Source organism: Variovorax nivicola (assembly GCF_051216475.1).
GTDB lineage: Bacteria > Pseudomonadota > Gammaproteobacteria > Burkholderiales > Burkholderiaceae_C > Variovorax.
The window spans coordinates 509051-523566 of record NZ_JBPJZK010000002.1 but is presented as its reverse complement, the minus strand read 5'-3'; the positions used below and the strand labels follow the sequence as shown (position 1 = coordinate 523566).

Genomic DNA, 14516 nt, shown 5'->3' with positions numbered 1-14516 from the left:
GCCGGGGTATGCGCCTGCTTGACAGGCTGCGTATCCTCGAAGGTATTCATCCAGCCAACGAGTGCCCTTTGGGGCACTCCCTTCGCACCATGCTCACCGCCAACAAACTCATGCCCCAGGGCCGCGGCCTTGCGCCCGTGCTGCTCAAGCGCGCCGCCACCATCGAGCTCGACTGGGACGTCCGCCAGAAAAGCCGCTTCGACGCCACCGACTCGCAAGGCCGCCAGATCGGCGTGTTCCTGCCGCGCGGCACGGCCGTGCGGGGCGGCGACGTGCTAGTGGCCGAAGACGGTTCGCTCGTGCGGGTGATCGCGGCGCCGCAGCCGGTGTTGCGCATCACGCATTGCACGGCCCACGGCACGCCCTTCGATCTGACACGCGCGGCCTATCACCTGGGCAACCGGCACGTGCCGATCGAGCTGAAGCCCGACCACCTCAAGATCGAGCCCGACCATGTGCTGGCCGACATGCTGCGTTCGATGCACCTGATCGTCGTAGCGGTCGAGGAGGCTTTCGAGCCCGAGGGCGGCGCGTATGGGTCGCACGAGCATTCGCATGGCGGTGGTCACAGCCATGACCATGGACATTCCCACGGCACCGGCCCGAAGCCGCTCGTGCTTGCGCCGGAACTGCTCGACGAGCATGACCACTCGCACGATCATGGTCACGACCACGGCCATCACGGCCACTCGCACTGAATGAAACTGCTTCGGCATGTTGTGGGCCATTCGGGGTGCGATCACGCCGACGGGGTACCTTGCTCCGCGAATGTCCCCCGGCCTGCGGCCTCCTCCTTTATTTCGCTGCGCAAGGCACCCCATCGACGTGATCGTCCAGCGCAGCGGTTGATCGGTCGGCACGACAGCCGCGCCCATGTGCGAATGGCACCGGGTGCTCCCCGCAGCGAAATAAAGGAGGAGGCCGAAGGCCGGGGGACATTCGCGGAGGGGAGTACCCGGTGTCATTCGTACGCGCCCTGAATAAGTAGCCCCGCAAGAACCCGACATGCCCGAATCCGGTAACAGCCCCCAAAGCCTCCTTCAGCTCATCTGGCTGGCCTCCCCGGCCTTGCCCGTAGGCGGCTTCTCGTACTCCGAAGGCGTCGAGGCCGCAGTCGAATGGGCCGGCATCGATTCCGAACCACGCGCCGCCGAATGGCTCGCCGACCAGTTGCACCTGAGCTTCGCGCGCGGCGACCTCGTTGTCTTCGCGCAGGCCGTAGCAGCCTGGCGCGCCAACAACACGCAACGCATCCGCCAACTCAACGAATGGGTGCTGACCACCCGCGAATCGGCAGAGTTCTTTCTGCAGACCGAACAGATGGGCCGCTCCTTCGTCGAGTGGCTCAAGCTGCATCACGCCGACACCGCCGAAGTCTTCGCCGACCTGCCCGCGAGCTACCCCATCGCCTTCGCCTTTGCGGTGAGCCGCACCGGCGCCACGGTGCACGACGGCTGCCTGGCCTTTGCCTTTGGCTGGGCCGAGAACATGGTCGGCGCCGCCGTCAAGGCCGTGCCGCTGGGCCAGAGCGCGGGCCAACGCATCCTCGGGCGGCTGGCACAGGAAATTCCCGACGCCGTGACCCGCGCCATGGCCCTGGGCGACGACGAACGCCAGGCCTTCGCGCCCCTGCTGGCTGTGTTGTCGGCCCGCCATGAAACACAATATTCTCGCCTCTTCCGAAGCTGAACCGGACACTTCCTCCATGACCTCCGCCCTGCACCACATTCCCCGTCGCACCAAGAAATTGCCCCCGCTGCGCGTGGGCATCGGCGGCCCTGTCGGCTCGGGCAAGACCACGCTGCTCGAAATGCTCTGCAAGGCGATGCGCGACAAGTACGACCTGATCGCCATCACCAACGACATCTACACCAAGGAAGACCAGCGCCTGCTGACCGTGGCCGGCGCGCTGCCGGCCGAACGCATCATGGGCGTGGAAACAGGCGGCTGCCCGCACACCGCGATCCGCGAAGACGCCTCGATCAATCTCGAAGCCATCGACCGCATGCTCGAAGACTTTCCGGATGCCGACATCGTGTTCGTCGAATCCGGCGGCGACAACCTCGCGGCCACCTTCAGTCCCGAACTGTCGGACCTCACGATCTACGTAATCGACGTGGCGGCCGGCGAGAAGATTCCGCGTAAAGGCGGCCCCGGCATCACCAAGAGCGACCTCTTCGTGATCAACAAGACCGACCTCGCGCCCTACGTGGGCGCGAATCTCGACGTGATGGAGCAGGACACGCAGCGCATGCGCCGCCAGCGTCCCTACGTGATGACGAACCTCAAGACGCTCACGGGCGTGGCCGAGGTGGTCGCGTTCATCGAGGAACGGGGCATGCTGCTGGCGGCCGCCTGAAGCGCGACGACGGACAGTCTCAGGGCAGCCCCAGGTACACGCGCAAGTCGTCCTTGCGCGTGCCGGCGGACGCCACGGCCGTGCGCAGCTTGGCCTCGCTCACGCCGAACCACTTGGTCCAGTAGTCGACCTCTTTCAGGTCGGTGACATCGATTCGCTCATCGTCCTGCGGAATGCGGGCCTCGCCGTCATCGGACATCGTCGTCTCCAGAAAAATGGGGTTACAGCAGTCTCCCCATCGGCTCAGTGCCGCCAGCCAGACGGATTCGGATGGGCTTGCAGGACAACTTCCATCCCGCGGCGAGCTCAGAGCTCGCTGCCGTCGCGCAGCTGCCGCGCCTTGTAGACCAGCCGCACGCTCGCGCGGCGCGGGTCGCTGACCTGCTGTACGTAGACGTCGGTGTCGTTGCTCACCCAGGCGGCATATGCGCTGCCCGGGTCGCGCGATGCGAGTTCGTTGCCGAATGCCCCGCGACCCCATTGCACCAGCGCCGCAAAGGCCGCGGTGCCGTTGTCGGGCGTGGCCTGCGCCGCCGCGACGTATTCGACGCGCCGCAGCTCCGAGGCGGCGAAGAAGAAGGTCGGCTCGAACAGCAGTCCAGCCATCTCGACGGGTGCTGCGCGCCAGTTGCCGACGAGGCCGCCGCCGAGGCGCTGCGGCCGCTGCACGCGCTCGGCTGCGGGTAATGCAGCCTGCAACTCGTCAGCCGTCATGCCCAGCCGCACGCCCGGCGGCAGGGCCTGCGCATGCAGCGCACCGGCGGCGAGAAGGGTCGCGCTCGCAACGAGCGCACGGAGAAAAGTCAGAGGAGCAAGAGGTCGCACGTTCGGCATCGGGGGAGAAAAGCGGCGGCACCGTGGGACCGCGAGTATGACGCGGAGTTCCACGAGGCCCATCCCTGCCAGCCTTGCGTCGATCAGTCAGTCAATCAATCGATCAATGAGCGCGCTCGTCTGCCAGCAACGGCAGGCGCAGTGTCAGCCCCAACACGCCGCCGGCATCCGGGGCTGAATAGATGCGTCCACCATGATGGCCGGCAATGCGTTCGCAGGCCTTGGCACTCGCCCCCGCAATCGCGGCCTGCGCGGTGTCGAAAAATCGCGCGAGCGGCGGGCGCACGTCGACGGCATCCAGGTCGCGCCAGTGAATCACGGCCTGCGTGCCTTCCGCATGCGCGCGAACCTGCAACGTGGCGCCCGCGCGCATCACGCTGGCCGCGTAGTCCGTCACCTTGGCGAGCAGCTCGCGCAGCTCAGCCTCGATCGCCAGCACGGGCACGGCCTCAGTCGGCAGCTGGATGTCGAGGCGGATGCCCTGGCAGTCCGGGGCGGCGTCGAGCAGCGGTCGGAGGTCTTGCACGCGGCTGGCGCTCAGCCGCTGTTGCGCTTCCTTCCTGGCCTGCGCTGCGAGTTCGCGCGCCTTCGCGCCGTTGCGTACGTTGGCGATGAACAACGAGGCCATCAAGCAGACCACGCCGCCAAGGCCGAGAAGGATCACGCCGGCGATGATGGCACCGAGGTTGCCGGAATGCAGTTGTCCTCCGCTCATCAGCGCGCTCCCGGGGCTTGTTGCATGTCGGGCTCGCCCGGCATGCCGCGCGCGCAGCCGCCCTGCGTGCCATCGCAGCCGTCCCAACCAGGAGGGGGCGGCCTGCGAGCGCCGTAGAACATCGGCGGCGGCCCTTCGCCGCGGAAGAAACCCGGCGGCGGCGGTGGCCGGTAGGGCATGGGCGGCGGGGGAAGCATGATGCATCCGGTCAGGCCGGCGGCCGCCAGCATGCCTGCGAAGAGTCGGATTCGGTTCATTGCAAACTCACTGCTGGGTAGAAAACGAAAAAGCCGCGCGGAAGAAAAAGAGCGCGTGCTCCTCTTCTCCCGCGCGGCGCGCGTCCTGCATCAGAACACGTGGCGGATACCGAAGTCGTAGCCGGTGGAAGAACGCGGCAGGCCCGTGTAGGCCGTGCCCGTGCTGCCATAGCCCGTGGTGCTGGCCGACACCAGGCTGCCCGTGTAGTTCACGTCGTTGCGGTTGTTCACGCGCGCCACCGTCGCATACAGCGCCGTGCGCTTGGACAGGTTGTGCACGTAGCCCACTGCGAACTTGCGTGCCATCGGGTCTTCGCCCGTGATGCCGGCCGTGCCTTCGTTGTAGCGCACTTGCGAGTACGCCACGCGGATCAGGCCTGCGCCCACCGGCACGGTCGCACCGATCAGGTAGCCGTTGTAGGTGTCGTGCGTGTCAACCGCTGCCGCGTAGTCGAACTTGTTCTTCACGTTCGACAGCTCGCCGAACAGCTTGACGGGACCGAAGTCGTACGAAGCGCCCAGATTGATGGTCTGCACCCTGCGCTCCAGCGCGGTGGTGTCCACGACGGTGCTCTGGCCCACGGCCAGTGCCACGTCCAGGGGACCGTTGGCATAGCCGAAGCGGCCACCGACGTAGCGGCCAGCCGTGCTGCTGGAGGCGGCCGTGGTGCTGGTGGCGTCGGTGGTGGCGTTCTCGTGCAGGCTGTACTGCACCTGGCCGTAGAAGCCGCCCAGGTTCGGCGGCAGGAAGTAGCCGATCGAGTTGCTGGCACGCACGTAGTTGGCGTTGTTGATGGTGGTGTTGCCGCTGACGGTGCTGATGACGTTGGTGCCCGAGCCGTTGGTGCCGAACGGATCGAAGACGGTGTCGTTCCAGAAGGTGGCGGTGTAGTCGCGGCCCAGGCGCAGCTCGCCGAAGCCACCCGACAGGCTCACGGTGGAGCGGCGAGCGAAGGTGGAGATGCCGGTGGCGCCGTCGTCGTTGGTGATGGGTGCTTCGAGCCAGAAGCTCGCTGCCAGCCCGCCGCCGAGGTCTTCGGTGCCGCGGAAGCCGATGCGGCTGGAGTTGTAGGCCGAGTTGCCCAGGCTGGTCTTGCTTTGCTTGACCGACGCGCCGGTGGTCGTGTCGCGCGAAGTGGTCGACTGGTAGGTCAGGCCAGCGTCCACGACGCCGAACAACGTGACGGACGATTGGGCAGAAGCCAGGCCGCAGACGGCCAGGGCAGCGAATGCCGTGAGGGTTTTCTTCATTCAGGGTTCTCCAGTTGCAGCGGCTCTCCATCGAGCAGCAGGCACGCATCGTCTCGTTCAAATTCGGAGGAATCTTGTGAATGCCTCTGCTTTGCGTGAACTGTTGTTTGCGTGCACTGCGCCAAGAGAAGCCCCGGCACAACCGGAGGAAACACCTCACACAAGAAGTCTCCCAAAAGCAGCGCAATGCTCGGCGACCGAAGGAGTCATCCATGACCATTGCCATGCCAAGCACCGTCGCCACCTCGCTGGGCGTGCAGCAGCTGACCAGCGCATTCAGCCCTGCCTTTTCCTACCTGCGCATTCTTCGCAACCTCATCATTCCGATGCCCGAGGGGCATGCGGTGCGCACCGCGCGCATCGACGCCGTGGTGGTGTGCGAAACCGGCCTCTACCTGTTCGAGATCAAGGCCTGGCGCAACGCTTTCGTCTACCGGAAGAAGTCGGACCAGTCCCCGCCGCGCTGGTTTCTGCGCCTGCACGGCGGCAAGAGCGCGCGCGAGGTGAAAGACCCCGCATGGCAGGGTGGACGCAAGACCACCCAGCTGCGCAGTCTGCTGCCCGACGACCTGCGGCTGCAGTACTTCGTGCTGCTGCCGTGCGAAGGCATCGAGCTCGAAGGCGTGATGCCGGCAGCCGTCATCACTCAGCAGGACCTGCCCTACATCGCGCGCCTGGTGCGCAACAACGGGCGCACCGCGCGCACCTACCGGCTGCTCGACGAAGAGGCCGTCGACCGCACGGTGGAGCGCCTGCTGCAGATACAGGGGTCCCTGTCGCTCGAAGAACATCTGCAGAACTGCCGCGAAAGAGCCGGCTTCGTCGCGGGCGAACAGACGGCGCCGGCATGGCCGGCCTCAAACGCCATGGGGTTGCAGTAATGTAAAGACCAAGGTAAAGACCCCGAGCGGCCTGGGGCAGCCGGAGAAAAGTCCCAAATTTCTCCGACATTGGCAAAGACCATGCGTCGATGCACTTTCCCAAGTCCCTCGCAGCGGCCAGCGCGCTGCTTGCCTCTCTCGCCGCCCCTCTCGTCGCTCTTCCCGCCTGGGCCGTCGAACCGTTCACCGTCAGGGACATCAAGCTCGAAGGTCTGCAACGTGTCGAACCCGGCACCGTCTTCGCCACCATGGGCCTGCGCGCCGGCGACACCTACAGCGATGAACGCGGCAGCGCCGCCATCCGCGAGCTGTTCAAGCTCGGCCTCTTCAAGGACGTGCGCATCGACGTGAACGGCAACGTGCTGGTGGTGGTGGTGGAAGAGCGCCCCTCCATCGCCGACGTCGACTTCGTCGGCACCAAGGAGTTCGACAAGGCCGCGCTGCAGAAGGCCCTGCGCGAGGTGGGCATCGCAGAAGGGCAGGCCTACGACAAGGCCCTGGCCGATCGCGCAGAGCAGGAGCTCAAGCGGCAGTACATCAGCCGCAGTCTTTACAACGCACAGGTCATCACCACCGTCACGCCGTTGGAGAACAACCGTGTGAACCTGACATTCACCGTGACCGAAGGCGAATCGGCGCGCATCAAGGAAGTGCACGTGGTCGGCAACAAGGCCTTCAGCGAAAGCACGCTGCTCGACCTGTTCGACCAGGACACCGGCGGCTGGCTCGACTGGTACACCAAGTCCAACCAGTACTCGCGCACCAAGTTCAACGGCGACCTGGAGACGCTGCGCTCCTACTACATCACGCGCGGCTACCTGGAGTTCCGCATCGAGTCGACACAGGTCGCCATTTCGCCGGACCGGCAGACGCTGACCCTCACCATCAACATCATCGAAGGCCAGAAGTTCGTGGTGGCCGGCGTGAAGCTCACGGGCGACTACGTGGGCCACGAGGACGAGTTCAAGACGCTGGTGACCATTCGCCCCGGCAGGCCCTACAACGGCGAAGACGTGGCCGCCACCACCAAGGCCTTTACCGACTACTTCGGCACCTTCGGCTACGCCTTCGCACGCGTGAAGGCCGAGCCCGAGATCGACCGCGAGAACAACCGTGTCACGCTGGTGCTGAAGGCCGAGTCCTCGCGCCGTGCGTACGTGCGGCGCATCAACATCGGCGGCAACGCGCGCACGCGCGACGAGGTGATCCGCCGCGAGTTCCGCCAGTACGAAGGCGCCTGGTACGACGGCAACAAGATCCGCGCCTCGCGCGACCGGGTCGACCGCCTGGGCTTCTTCACCGAAGTGAACGTCGACACCGTCGACGTGCCCGGCTCGCCCGACCAAGTCGACCTGGTGGTGAACGTGGCCGAGAAGCCCACCGGCTCGCTGCAGCTGGGCGCGGGCTACTCGTCCACCGACAAGGTCTCGCTGAGCTTCGGCATCACGCAAGAGAACGTGTTCGGCAGTGGCAACTACCTGGGGCTGAACGTGAACACGAGTTCGTACAACCGCACCGTCTCGGTCACGGCGACCGACCCGTACTTCACCAAGGACGGCATCTCGCGCACGATCAACGTGTTTCACACCACCACCCGGCCCTACTACGAGGCCGACGGCAACTACAAGCTCGCGAGCGAAGGCGGCTCCATCCGCTTCGGCTTTCCGGTGGGCGAGCAGGACACGGTGTTCCTCGGCATCGGCCTGGAGCGCTGGTCGTTCACGCCCGGCACCAACGGTGCCTACACACTGGTCGACGGCTCGTACGTGTACACCGCCACGCCGCAGGCCTACCTCGACTACTTCAAGTGCACGGGCACCGCACCGAGCGTGACCTGCGCCAAGTCGAGCGTGGTGGGCATCCCGGCCACGCTGGGCTGGTCGCGCGACGACCGCGACAGCGCACTGGTGCCCACGCGCGGCCGGCTGCAGAGCGCCAACCTCGAAATCGGCGTGGGCAGCGAGCTGCGCTACATGAAGACCAACTACCAGTACCAGCAGTACTTTCCGCTGTCGAAGCAGTACACGCTGGCCATCAACGGCCAGCTCGGCTATGCGCGAGCGCTGGGCGACAGCACCTACCCGATCTTCAAGAACTTCTACGCCGGCGGCCTGGGCTCGATCCGCGGCTTCGAGCAGAACTCGCTCGGCCCGCTCGACTCGGTCACGGCTGGCGCGCTCGGCGGCACGCGCAAGGCGATCTTCAACATGGAGTTCAGCACGCCGTTCCCGGGTGCGGGCAACGACAAGACGCTGCGTATGTACACCTTCTTCGACGCGGGCAACGTGTTCGCCGACCGCACCGCCAGCATGACGGACGCGCAATGGAAGGCGCAGAACCGCATCCGCGCGTCGGCCGGCATCGGCATCAGCTGGATCTCGCCGCTCGGCCCGCTGCGGCTGGCCTACGCGGTGCCGCTGATCTACCAGAAGGAAGACACGGCCAACGGCATCGCGGCCGACCGCACGCAGCGCTTCCAGTTCCAGATCGGAACCTCCTTCTGAGCGGAGTGCCCTGGCCATGGCTCGCATCCTGCTGGTGGAAGACGGACGCTACAGCAGCGCCCCGCTGCTGCTCGGCCACCTGCAAGGCGCTGGCCACGAGGTCGAGCAGGTCGAAGACGGCTCGGCGGCGCTGGAGCGCATCCTGAGCATGCCGCCGGCGCTCACCCTGCTCGACATAGTGCTGCCGCGCATCGACGGCATCCAGGTGCTGGAGACGGTGCGCTCGCACAGCAACCACCCGATCATCATGCTGACGGCGCGCGCGCAGGAGGCCGACCGGCTGCTGGCGCTCGACTTGGGCGCCGACGACTATGTCTGCAAGCCTTTTTCGCCGCGCGAGGTGGTGGCGCGCATCCACACGGTGCTGCGCCGGCATGCGCAGTGGCGCGATACGGCCGCCCGGCCCTCGGCCGCGGTGCGCTTCGACGATCCGCGCGGCAACGCCTGCCTGGAGGGGCGCGCGCTGAGGCTGACGCGCCGCGAGCTGCTGCTGTTGCGGGCGCTGTCGCGCGACCCCGGCCGGGTGTTCACGCGCTCCAAGCTGCTCGAAGCCGCGTTTCCGGAGGCGTTCGACGTCAACGAGCGCGCGGTCGACGGGCACATCAAGAACCTGCGCAAGAAGCTCGCGGCCGCCGTGCCCTCGCACGACTGGATCCGCTCGGTCTACGGCGTGGGCTTCAGCTTTGCGGAGCGGCCGGCCTGAGCTCGCGAGACTCAGCCTTCGGCGCGCGGCGGCACCAACGCGCGGGCGCGCGCAGTGCCTTCCAGCGCGCGAGGCCGCATCGGACGCATGCCACCGCCACCGGGCGGCGGGCCACCAGGGCCGCCAGGACCACCAAAGCCAACACCGGGCCGCGGCGGCCGGTCAGTCACCGGGTTCGCCGCCGGGTCCACCACCAGCGCGAGCGTGGCAACGTAGCGCTGCCGCTCCTCGCGCACCGCGCCGAGCACTGTTGCGCCGGCCTTCAGCGCGATGCCGTCTACGCTGTTCAGCGTGTCGCGCAGCCGCGCGCGCTGGTAGAGCGGCATCTGCGTGTAGAGAAACTCGCTCAGCGCATCGGGCAGGAAGAACTGCGAGGTGAGCACGGCGTGCGCGCCCTTGATCACCTTGAAATGGATGTGCGTGGTGCGCCCCGCATACCAGCCCGGGTACACGGTGCCGAAGGAAACGGCGCCTTCGCCATCGGTGTGCTGGCTGCCGCGCAGGAAGGTCTTGCCCTCGAAGGACTGGGCGCGGTCGTCGCCCTGCTCGCCGAAGCCCGAGTAGCGCCCCTGCGCATCGCAGTGCCACAGGTCCACGCGCAGCTTGGGCAGCGGCCGGCCAGCCGCATCGCACACGGTGAAGCGCACGTCCAGCGGCACGCCGTCGAGCCCTTCGGTGATGTCGCGGCGGTCCAGTGCGAGGTCGAGGTAGTACGGCCCTTCGGTGGCCTGCGCGGTCAGCGGCAGGCGGCGCTGCGCGGCCAGTGCCGGGCGTGCCGATGCCGACAGGCCCGCAGCGCCGAGGGCGGCCAGCAGGCCGCGGCGCCCGGGGAGCAGCGAATCGGGGGGTGTCATGGCGTCTTTTCCTTGTCGATCAGTCCGGCGCCGGACGCGGCGGGCTGCGTGGCGCATCCCTCCGCCCAGAAGACGAACAGCGTCCACGCCTGGGCGATCAGCCAGAAAAACACCGTGATCGCCAGCTGCAGCGGCAGGCCCATGTGAGGAGGGTTCATAGCCTGCATCGTGCGGACCAATTCAGGAGAAATGGTGGAGAAAATTCCTCCCAATTTCCTCCACATTCGGCCGCAATGATCGGCCGCTTGCCCATGAAGCACCCCTTCGCCTGCCCGCCATGCATGCCGCAGAATGCGGCCATGCCTCCCCCCAGCCCATGCCTCACCTGACACTTTCCAGGAAGATCTTCCTGGCGCTGGCCGCCCTGTTGATCGTGCTGCTGATCAGCTTCGCTGGCCTGTCGATCATCGCGCTGCAACGCGGCCTGGGCTCCTACGTGGCCGAGATCGAGATCCGGCGCATGGACTGGCTCACCGACCTGCTGCTGAAGCACTACGTCGCCAACGGCGACTGGAAGAGCCTGCGCGACAACGACGACGCCTGGCGCCGCCTGCAGATGGGCCGGATGGCTGCCCTGCTCGACAGCACCAGCAACGGCAACAACACCGGCGACGAGCGGCGGCTGCCGCCCTGGTACGAGTACCGCGCCATGCGCGGCGGCAATCCTTCCAACCCTCCACCGCCCGACAACGGCGCCAACGGTAGCCCGCCGCCCCCACCGCCCTCGGAGACGACGCTGTCGTCACCACAGCTCGACCTGATGCCGCGCCGGCTGCCGACCATGCCGCCGCCGTGGTTCTTTCGCGATCCCCGCGAGATGCCGGACTCCATCTTCCAGCGCCTGGCCGTGCTCGACGCGCACGGCGCGCACGTGGTGGGCGCCAACATCGACCTTGCGAATGCCACGCGCACGCCGATCCGGCGCGATCGCACGGTCATCGGCTACCTGGCGCTCATGCCGCTGCAGGGCCTCGAAAGCGAGGCCGACCGCGCCTTCGTGGCGCGGCAGTCGGGCGTGATCGTGCTCACGGGCCTGTGCGGCCTCGGCTTCGCGCTGGTGCTGTCGTGGCTGCTGGCGCGCCGCTGGTTCAAGCCCATCGACGAACTCACGCAGGCCGCGCAAGACCTGGCGCGCGGCCGGCTCTCCACCCGCGTCGCGGTGCAGGGCTCGGACGAGCTGGCACTGCTCGGCCGCACCTTCAACGACATGGCGCAGCGCCTGGACACGGTCGAGGCCTCTCGCCGCGCCTGGCTGGCCGACGCGGCGCACGAGCTGCGCACGCCGCTGGCCGCCATGCGCGCGGAGATCGAGGCGCTGCAGGACGGCGTGCGCACTTTCGACGAACGCACCGCGCTGCGGCTGCACCGGCAGGTGCTGCGGCTCGGCCAGCTGGTCGACGACCTGCGCAGCAGCATGCGCGAGCCGCAGAGCGACCTGCTCACGGCCACGGTGTTTCCACTGTCGCTGCTGAAAGAAGCGCTCGACCACACGCGCGACCGCTTCGCCGCGCGTGGCATCACGGTAGACCGGCGCGCCATCGACCTCATCGGCGCCGCCGCGCAGCCGACCATCGACGGCGACGCGCACCGGCTGCACCAGGTGTTCATGAACCTGCTGGAGAACACGCTGGCCTATACCGACCAGGGCGGCCAGCTGCACATCGACGTCACGGTCGAAGGCGCATGGACCGGCAACTGCCTCACCCTGCTTTTCGACGACAGCGCGCCGGGCGTGCCCGAGGCCGAGCTGCCGCGCCTGTTCGACCGCCTGTTCCGCGGCGAGGCCTCGCGCAGCCGCGAACACGGCGGCTCCGGGCTCGGCCTCTCGATCTGCCGCGCGACCATCGAGACGCACGGCGGCACCATCGATGCGTCAGCTTCGCCATTGGGCGGGCTGCGCGTGACCATCACCCTTCCACTGGGGGCATCCTCATGACACGCATCGTCATCGTCGAAGACGAAACCGACATCGCCTCGGTAGTGCAGGACTACCTGCGCCACGCGGGCTACGAAACCGAGCACTTCGCCGACGGACAAAGCGCGCTGGAAAGCATCGTCGCCGCACCGCCCGACCTCACGCTGCTCGACATCATGCTGCCGCGGCTCGACGGCATCGAGGTGCTGCGCCGCGCGCGCGAGCACACGGCGCACCCGATCATCATGCTGACTGCGCGCATCGAGGAGGTCGACCGGCTGCTGGGCCTGGAGCTGGGCGCCGACGACTACGTGTGCAAGCCCTTCTCGCCGCGCGAGCTGGTGGCGCGTGTGCGCGCCGTGCTGCGGCGCACCGCACCGGGGCTGGCCCAGGGTTCGGCCTCGCAGAGCGAGGCTCCGGGCCTGGTGCTCGACGACGTGCACTGGCGCGCCTCGCTCGAAGGCACGCCGCTGAACCTCACGCGGCGCGAGTTCGGGCTGCTGCAGGTGCTGTCGCGGCACCCGGGGCGCATCTTCTCGCGCTCCCGCCTGCTCGAGCTGGCCTACGACGACACGGTGGACGTGACCGAACGCGCCATCGACAGCCACGTGAAGAACCTGCGCCGCAAGCTCGGCTCGGTCACGCCCGAGCACGACTGGATACGGTCGGTGTACGGCGTCGGCTTCGCGTGGGAAGTGCCGGGCTAGCCGGTGGCTATTGGCTGGCGAGAAGCGTCTTGAGCTCGCCGCTGTCGATGAGCTTCTGCAGGTCCGTGGCACCACCGACCAGCATGCCTTTGACGAACACCATCGGAAAGGTCGGCCACCCGGTCCATATCTTGAGCGCGTTGCGGTCGCGCCATTGGCTCAGGTAGCTGCCGTATCCGAGGTACTTGTACGGCTGCCCGATCCGGTCGAGGGCTTCGCGCGCTTTCTTCGGAAACGGATTGAGGCCCATGCCGACCACGACCACGTCGTGGGCTTCTATTGCGGCCATGACTTCCCTGACGAGGGTCTGACGACTGTCGGCCAGCTTCGCGCGAATGGCTGGGTGGATGCGAGCTTCTTCGAGGACGGGGCGGGGCATGGGGAGCTTTCGGTGGTTCGTGTGAATGTAAGGGCGTAGGCCGGCTTCCTGATTGCCAGACTGCACCAGCAATCCATCGTTGCAATGGCAAGCTTCTTGCTCGATGCCTCCCGCGACTTGCTCATTCCGAGCAAGCACATATCGGCATCCGCCGTCGTCGAAACGACGAGATCGAATGTTCTTTCGACGATCTGGTCTCTACCTTCGGTCTCCTGTCGTACCTACGATCACATCAGTCGAAGACTGTCATCGCTTCAAGCCGAAGCCGATGCCTTGTTTTTTCCTTCCCCCCGAGCCCTGAAAACGGAGTATTCATCATGAAGCGTCGCGATTTTGTTGCTGGTTCAATGTTGGCGGCGGGTGCCGCTCCGTGGGTGACCGCGTTGGCGCAAGCGAACGAATCGACATGGGAGCGCGTGACGCGCACCAAGGTCATGCGCGTCGGCGCGGTCGATGGCGGACTGCCCTATTACAAGAAGGACATGGTGAGCGGTGAGTGGCTCGGCTGCATGGCCGATTTCTATCGCGGCCTGGCCAAGAGCCTGGACGCTAAGCTCGACATCACGCCCACCAGTTGGGGCAATTCCGTGCTCGAGCTGCAGTCGCAAAAGATCGACATCTTCTTCGGCCTGAACCCGACGCCCGCACGACTGCAGGTGATCGACTTCACGGACCCGGTGCTGAACATCGCCTTTGCCGCCGTGTGCAAGAAGGGCTATGCGCCAAAGACCTGGGCAGAACTCGACCAGCCCACGATCCGCGTCGTGGTCGACAAGGGCTCTTCGCACGACACGCTCGCCACGCGCCTGCTCAAGAACGCGGAGATCACCCGGCTGGACAGCGCTGTCGATGCAACGCTGGCGCTGCAGGTCGGGCGCGCCGACGCCCAGATCCTCGTCCTGCCGCTAGCCCTGAGCCTGGCCAGCAAGAACCCCGCGGTGGGCCAGGTGGTCATCCTGACGCCTGAAGAAGTCGCAACCTCCAATGGCGGCGTTCGCAAGGAGGCCGACACGCGCTGGCTCAAGCACGTCAACGGATGGCTCGCCAGCGAGCGCGCAAGCGGAAACATCCGCAAGACCTTCATCTCGAACCTCAAGTCCGTCGGGGGCGTCAGCGAAGACAAGATTCCGCCACAGATCAAGGTCTGACGATCACTC

The 14516-nt window shown here is 66.8% G+C and carries 17 protein-coding genes; 9 read left to right on the top strand and 8 right to left on the bottom strand.

Going from position 1 to position 14516, the window contains the following annotated elements; translation table 11 throughout:
- Positions 1-89: 89 nt before the first annotated feature.
- The 3 genes from ureE (at position 90) to ureG (ending at position 2359) form a co-directional block, all read left to right on the top strand.
- Entirely contained in the window at positions 90-698 is a 609-nt protein-coding gene (gene ureE, locus ACSFBF_RS11065; RefSeq protein WP_435466828.1) for an urease accessory protein UreE, read from the top strand.
- A 307-nt stretch (positions 699-1005) separates the two neighbouring features.
- A complete protein-coding gene (locus ACSFBF_RS11060; RefSeq protein ID WP_435466826.1) occupies positions 1006-1689 on the top strand; it encodes an urease accessory protein UreF in 684 nt (227 codons plus the stop codon).
- Positions 1690-1705: 16 nt separating this feature from the next.
- Entirely contained in the window at positions 1706-2359 is a 654-nt protein-coding gene (gene ureG, locus ACSFBF_RS11055; RefSeq protein ID WP_435466824.1) for an urease accessory protein UreG, read from the top strand.
- Between the two features lie 19 nt (positions 2360-2378).
- Here ureG and ACSFBF_RS11050 read toward each other — a convergent pair whose 3' ends face one another.
- From ACSFBF_RS11050 to ACSFBF_RS11030, 5 genes are all read right to left on the bottom strand, one after another.
- Positions 2379-2558: a DUF3606 domain-containing protein gene (locus ACSFBF_RS11050; protein WP_435466822.1), complete on the bottom strand. Its 180-nt coding sequence runs from the start codon at positions 2556-2558 to the stop codon at positions 2379-2381.
- A 107-nt stretch (positions 2559-2665) separates the two neighbouring features.
- On the bottom strand, positions 2666-3193 hold the full coding sequence (locus ACSFBF_RS11045; RefSeq protein WP_435466820.1) for a hypothetical protein: 528 nt from the start codon (positions 3191-3193) through the stop codon (positions 2666-2668).
- Positions 3194-3296: 103 nt separating this feature from the next.
- Positions 3297-3908: an ATP-binding protein gene (locus tag ACSFBF_RS11040; protein ID WP_435466818.1), complete on the bottom strand. Its 612-nt coding sequence runs from the start codon at positions 3906-3908 to the stop codon at positions 3297-3299.
- The gene (locus ACSFBF_RS11035) at positions 3908-4165 is read right to left on the bottom strand and encodes a hypothetical protein (RefSeq protein ID WP_435466816.1); all 258 of its coding nucleotides are present in this window, start codon (positions 4163-4165) and stop codon (positions 3908-3910) included. Before ACSFBF_RS11035 ends, ACSFBF_RS11040 begins: the two co-directional genes overlap by 1 nt.
- Positions 4166-4255: 90 nt before the next feature.
- Positions 4256-5416 (bottom strand): porin, encoded by a 1161-nt coding sequence (locus ACSFBF_RS11030; RefSeq protein WP_435466814.1) that lies wholly within the window; start codon positions 5414-5416, stop codon positions 4256-4258.
- Between the two features lie 212 nt (positions 5417-5628).
- Between ACSFBF_RS11030 and ACSFBF_RS11025 the strand changes: the two genes are divergently transcribed.
- From ACSFBF_RS11025 to ACSFBF_RS11015, 3 genes are all read left to right on the top strand, one after another.
- The gene (locus tag ACSFBF_RS11025) at positions 5629-6297 is read left to right on the top strand and encodes a nuclease-related domain-containing protein (protein ID WP_435466812.1); all 669 of its coding nucleotides are present in this window, start codon (positions 5629-5631) and stop codon (positions 6295-6297) included.
- Between the two features lie 89 nt (positions 6298-6386).
- Positions 6387-8801, top strand: a complete 2415-nt coding sequence (bamA, locus tag ACSFBF_RS11020) for an outer membrane protein assembly factor BamA (protein ID WP_435466810.1) — start codon at positions 6387-6389, stop codon at positions 8799-8801.
- A gap of 16 nt (positions 8802-8817) precedes the next feature.
- Positions 8818-9504, top strand: a complete 687-nt coding sequence (locus tag ACSFBF_RS11015) for a response regulator (RefSeq protein WP_435466808.1) — start codon at positions 8818-8820, stop codon at positions 9502-9504.
- A gap of 11 nt (positions 9505-9515) precedes the next feature.
- Here the strand turns inward: ACSFBF_RS11015 and ACSFBF_RS11010 are convergent, their stop codons facing one another.
- The gene (locus tag ACSFBF_RS11010; RefSeq protein WP_435466806.1) at positions 9516-10358 is read right to left on the bottom strand and encodes an intradiol ring-cleavage dioxygenase; all 843 of its coding nucleotides are present in this window, start codon (positions 10356-10358) and stop codon (positions 9516-9518) included.
- Positions 10355-10516, bottom strand: a complete 162-nt coding sequence (locus ACSFBF_RS11005; protein WP_435466804.1) for a hypothetical protein — start codon at positions 10514-10516, stop codon at positions 10355-10357. The genes ACSFBF_RS11010 and ACSFBF_RS11005 overlap by 4 nt, the downstream gene beginning before the upstream one ends.
- Before the next feature lie 158 nt (positions 10517-10674).
- On the opposite strand from ACSFBF_RS11005, the gene ACSFBF_RS11000 reads away from it, so the two are divergent.
- Together ACSFBF_RS11000 and ACSFBF_RS10995 are read left to right on the top strand one after the other, a co-directional pair.
- The gene (locus ACSFBF_RS11000) at positions 10675-12294 is read left to right on the top strand and encodes an ATP-binding protein (RefSeq protein ID WP_435466802.1); all 1620 of its coding nucleotides are present in this window, start codon (positions 10675-10677) and stop codon (positions 12292-12294) included.
- Positions 12291-12980: a response regulator gene (locus ACSFBF_RS10995; RefSeq protein ID WP_435466800.1), complete on the top strand. Its 690-nt coding sequence runs from the start codon at positions 12291-12293 to the stop codon at positions 12978-12980. Before ACSFBF_RS11000 ends, ACSFBF_RS10995 begins: the two co-directional genes overlap by 4 nt.
- 7 nt (positions 12981-12987) lie before the next feature.
- Here ACSFBF_RS10995 and ACSFBF_RS10990 read toward each other — a convergent pair whose 3' ends face one another.
- Entirely contained in the window at positions 12988-13359 is a 372-nt protein-coding gene (locus tag ACSFBF_RS10990) for a glutaredoxin domain-containing protein (protein WP_435466798.1), read from the bottom strand.
- A gap of 317 nt (positions 13360-13676) precedes the next feature.
- Here ACSFBF_RS10990 and ACSFBF_RS10985 point away from each other — a divergent pair, with 317 nt between their 5' ends.
- On the top strand, positions 13677-14507 hold the full coding sequence (locus ACSFBF_RS10985; protein ID WP_435466796.1) for a transporter substrate-binding domain-containing protein: 831 nt from the start codon (positions 13677-13679) through the stop codon (positions 14505-14507).
- The last annotated feature ends 9 nt before the right edge of the window (positions 14508-14516 follow it).

What these genes read in the sequence shown, in the direction of transcription:
- ACSFBF_RS11060 (WP_435466826.1), top strand. Translation starts at nt 1,006, where the DNA reads ATGCCCGAATCCGGTAACAGCCCCCAAAGCCTCCTTCAGCTCATCTGG.
- ACSFBF_RS11015 (WP_435466808.1), top strand. Translation starts at nt 8,818, where the DNA reads ATGGCTCGCATCCTGCTGGTGGAAGACGGACGCTACAGCAGCGCCCCG.
- ACSFBF_RS11030 (WP_435466814.1), bottom strand. Translation starts at nt 5,416, where the DNA reads ATGAAGAAAACCCTCACGGCATTCGCTGCCCTGGCCGTCTGCGGCCTG.
- ACSFBF_RS11025 (WP_435466812.1), top strand. Translation starts at nt 5,629, where the DNA reads ATGACCATTGCCATGCCAAGCACCGTCGCCACCTCGCTGGGCGTGCAG.
- ACSFBF_RS10985 (WP_435466796.1), top strand. Translation starts at nt 13,677, where the DNA reads ATGAAGCGTCGCGATTTTGTTGCTGGTTCAATGTTGGCGGCGGGTGCC.
- ACSFBF_RS10995 (WP_435466800.1), top strand. Translation starts at nt 12,291, where the DNA reads ATGACACGCATCGTCATCGTCGAAGACGAAACCGACATCGCCTCGGTA.
- ureG (WP_435466824.1), top strand. Translation starts at nt 1,706, where the DNA reads ATGACCTCCGCCCTGCACCACATTCCCCGTCGCACCAAGAAATTGCCC.
- bamA (WP_435466810.1), top strand. Translation starts at nt 6,387, where the DNA reads ATGCACTTTCCCAAGTCCCTCGCAGCGGCCAGCGCGCTGCTTGCCTCT.
- ACSFBF_RS11010 (WP_435466806.1), bottom strand. Translation starts at nt 10,358, where the DNA reads ATGACACCCCCCGATTCGCTGCTCCCCGGGCGCCGCGGCCTGCTGGCC.
- ureE (WP_435466828.1), top strand. Translation starts at nt 90, where the DNA reads ATGCTCACCGCCAACAAACTCATGCCCCAGGGCCGCGGCCTTGCGCCC.
- ACSFBF_RS11000 (WP_435466802.1), top strand. Translation starts at nt 10,675, where the DNA reads ATGCCTCACCTGACACTTTCCAGGAAGATCTTCCTGGCGCTGGCCGCC.
- ACSFBF_RS11005 (WP_435466804.1), bottom strand. Translation starts at nt 10,516, where the DNA reads ATGAACCCTCCTCACATGGGCCTGCCGCTGCAGCTGGCGATCACGGTG.
- ACSFBF_RS10990 (WP_435466798.1), bottom strand. Translation starts at nt 13,359, where the DNA reads ATGCCCCGCCCCGTCCTCGAAGAAGCTCGCATCCACCCAGCCATTCGC.
- ACSFBF_RS11035 (WP_435466816.1), bottom strand. Translation starts at nt 4,165, where the DNA reads ATGAACCGAATCCGACTCTTCGCAGGCATGCTGGCGGCCGCCGGCCTG.
- ACSFBF_RS11040 (WP_435466818.1), bottom strand. Translation starts at nt 3,908, where the DNA reads ATGAGCGGAGGACAACTGCATTCCGGCAACCTCGGTGCCATCATCGCC.
- ACSFBF_RS11045 (WP_435466820.1), bottom strand. Translation starts at nt 3,193, where the DNA reads ATGCCGAACGTGCGACCTCTTGCTCCTCTGACTTTTCTCCGTGCGCTC.
- ACSFBF_RS11050 (WP_435466822.1), bottom strand. Translation starts at nt 2,558, where the DNA reads ATGTCCGATGACGGCGAGGCCCGCATTCCGCAGGACGATGAGCGAATC.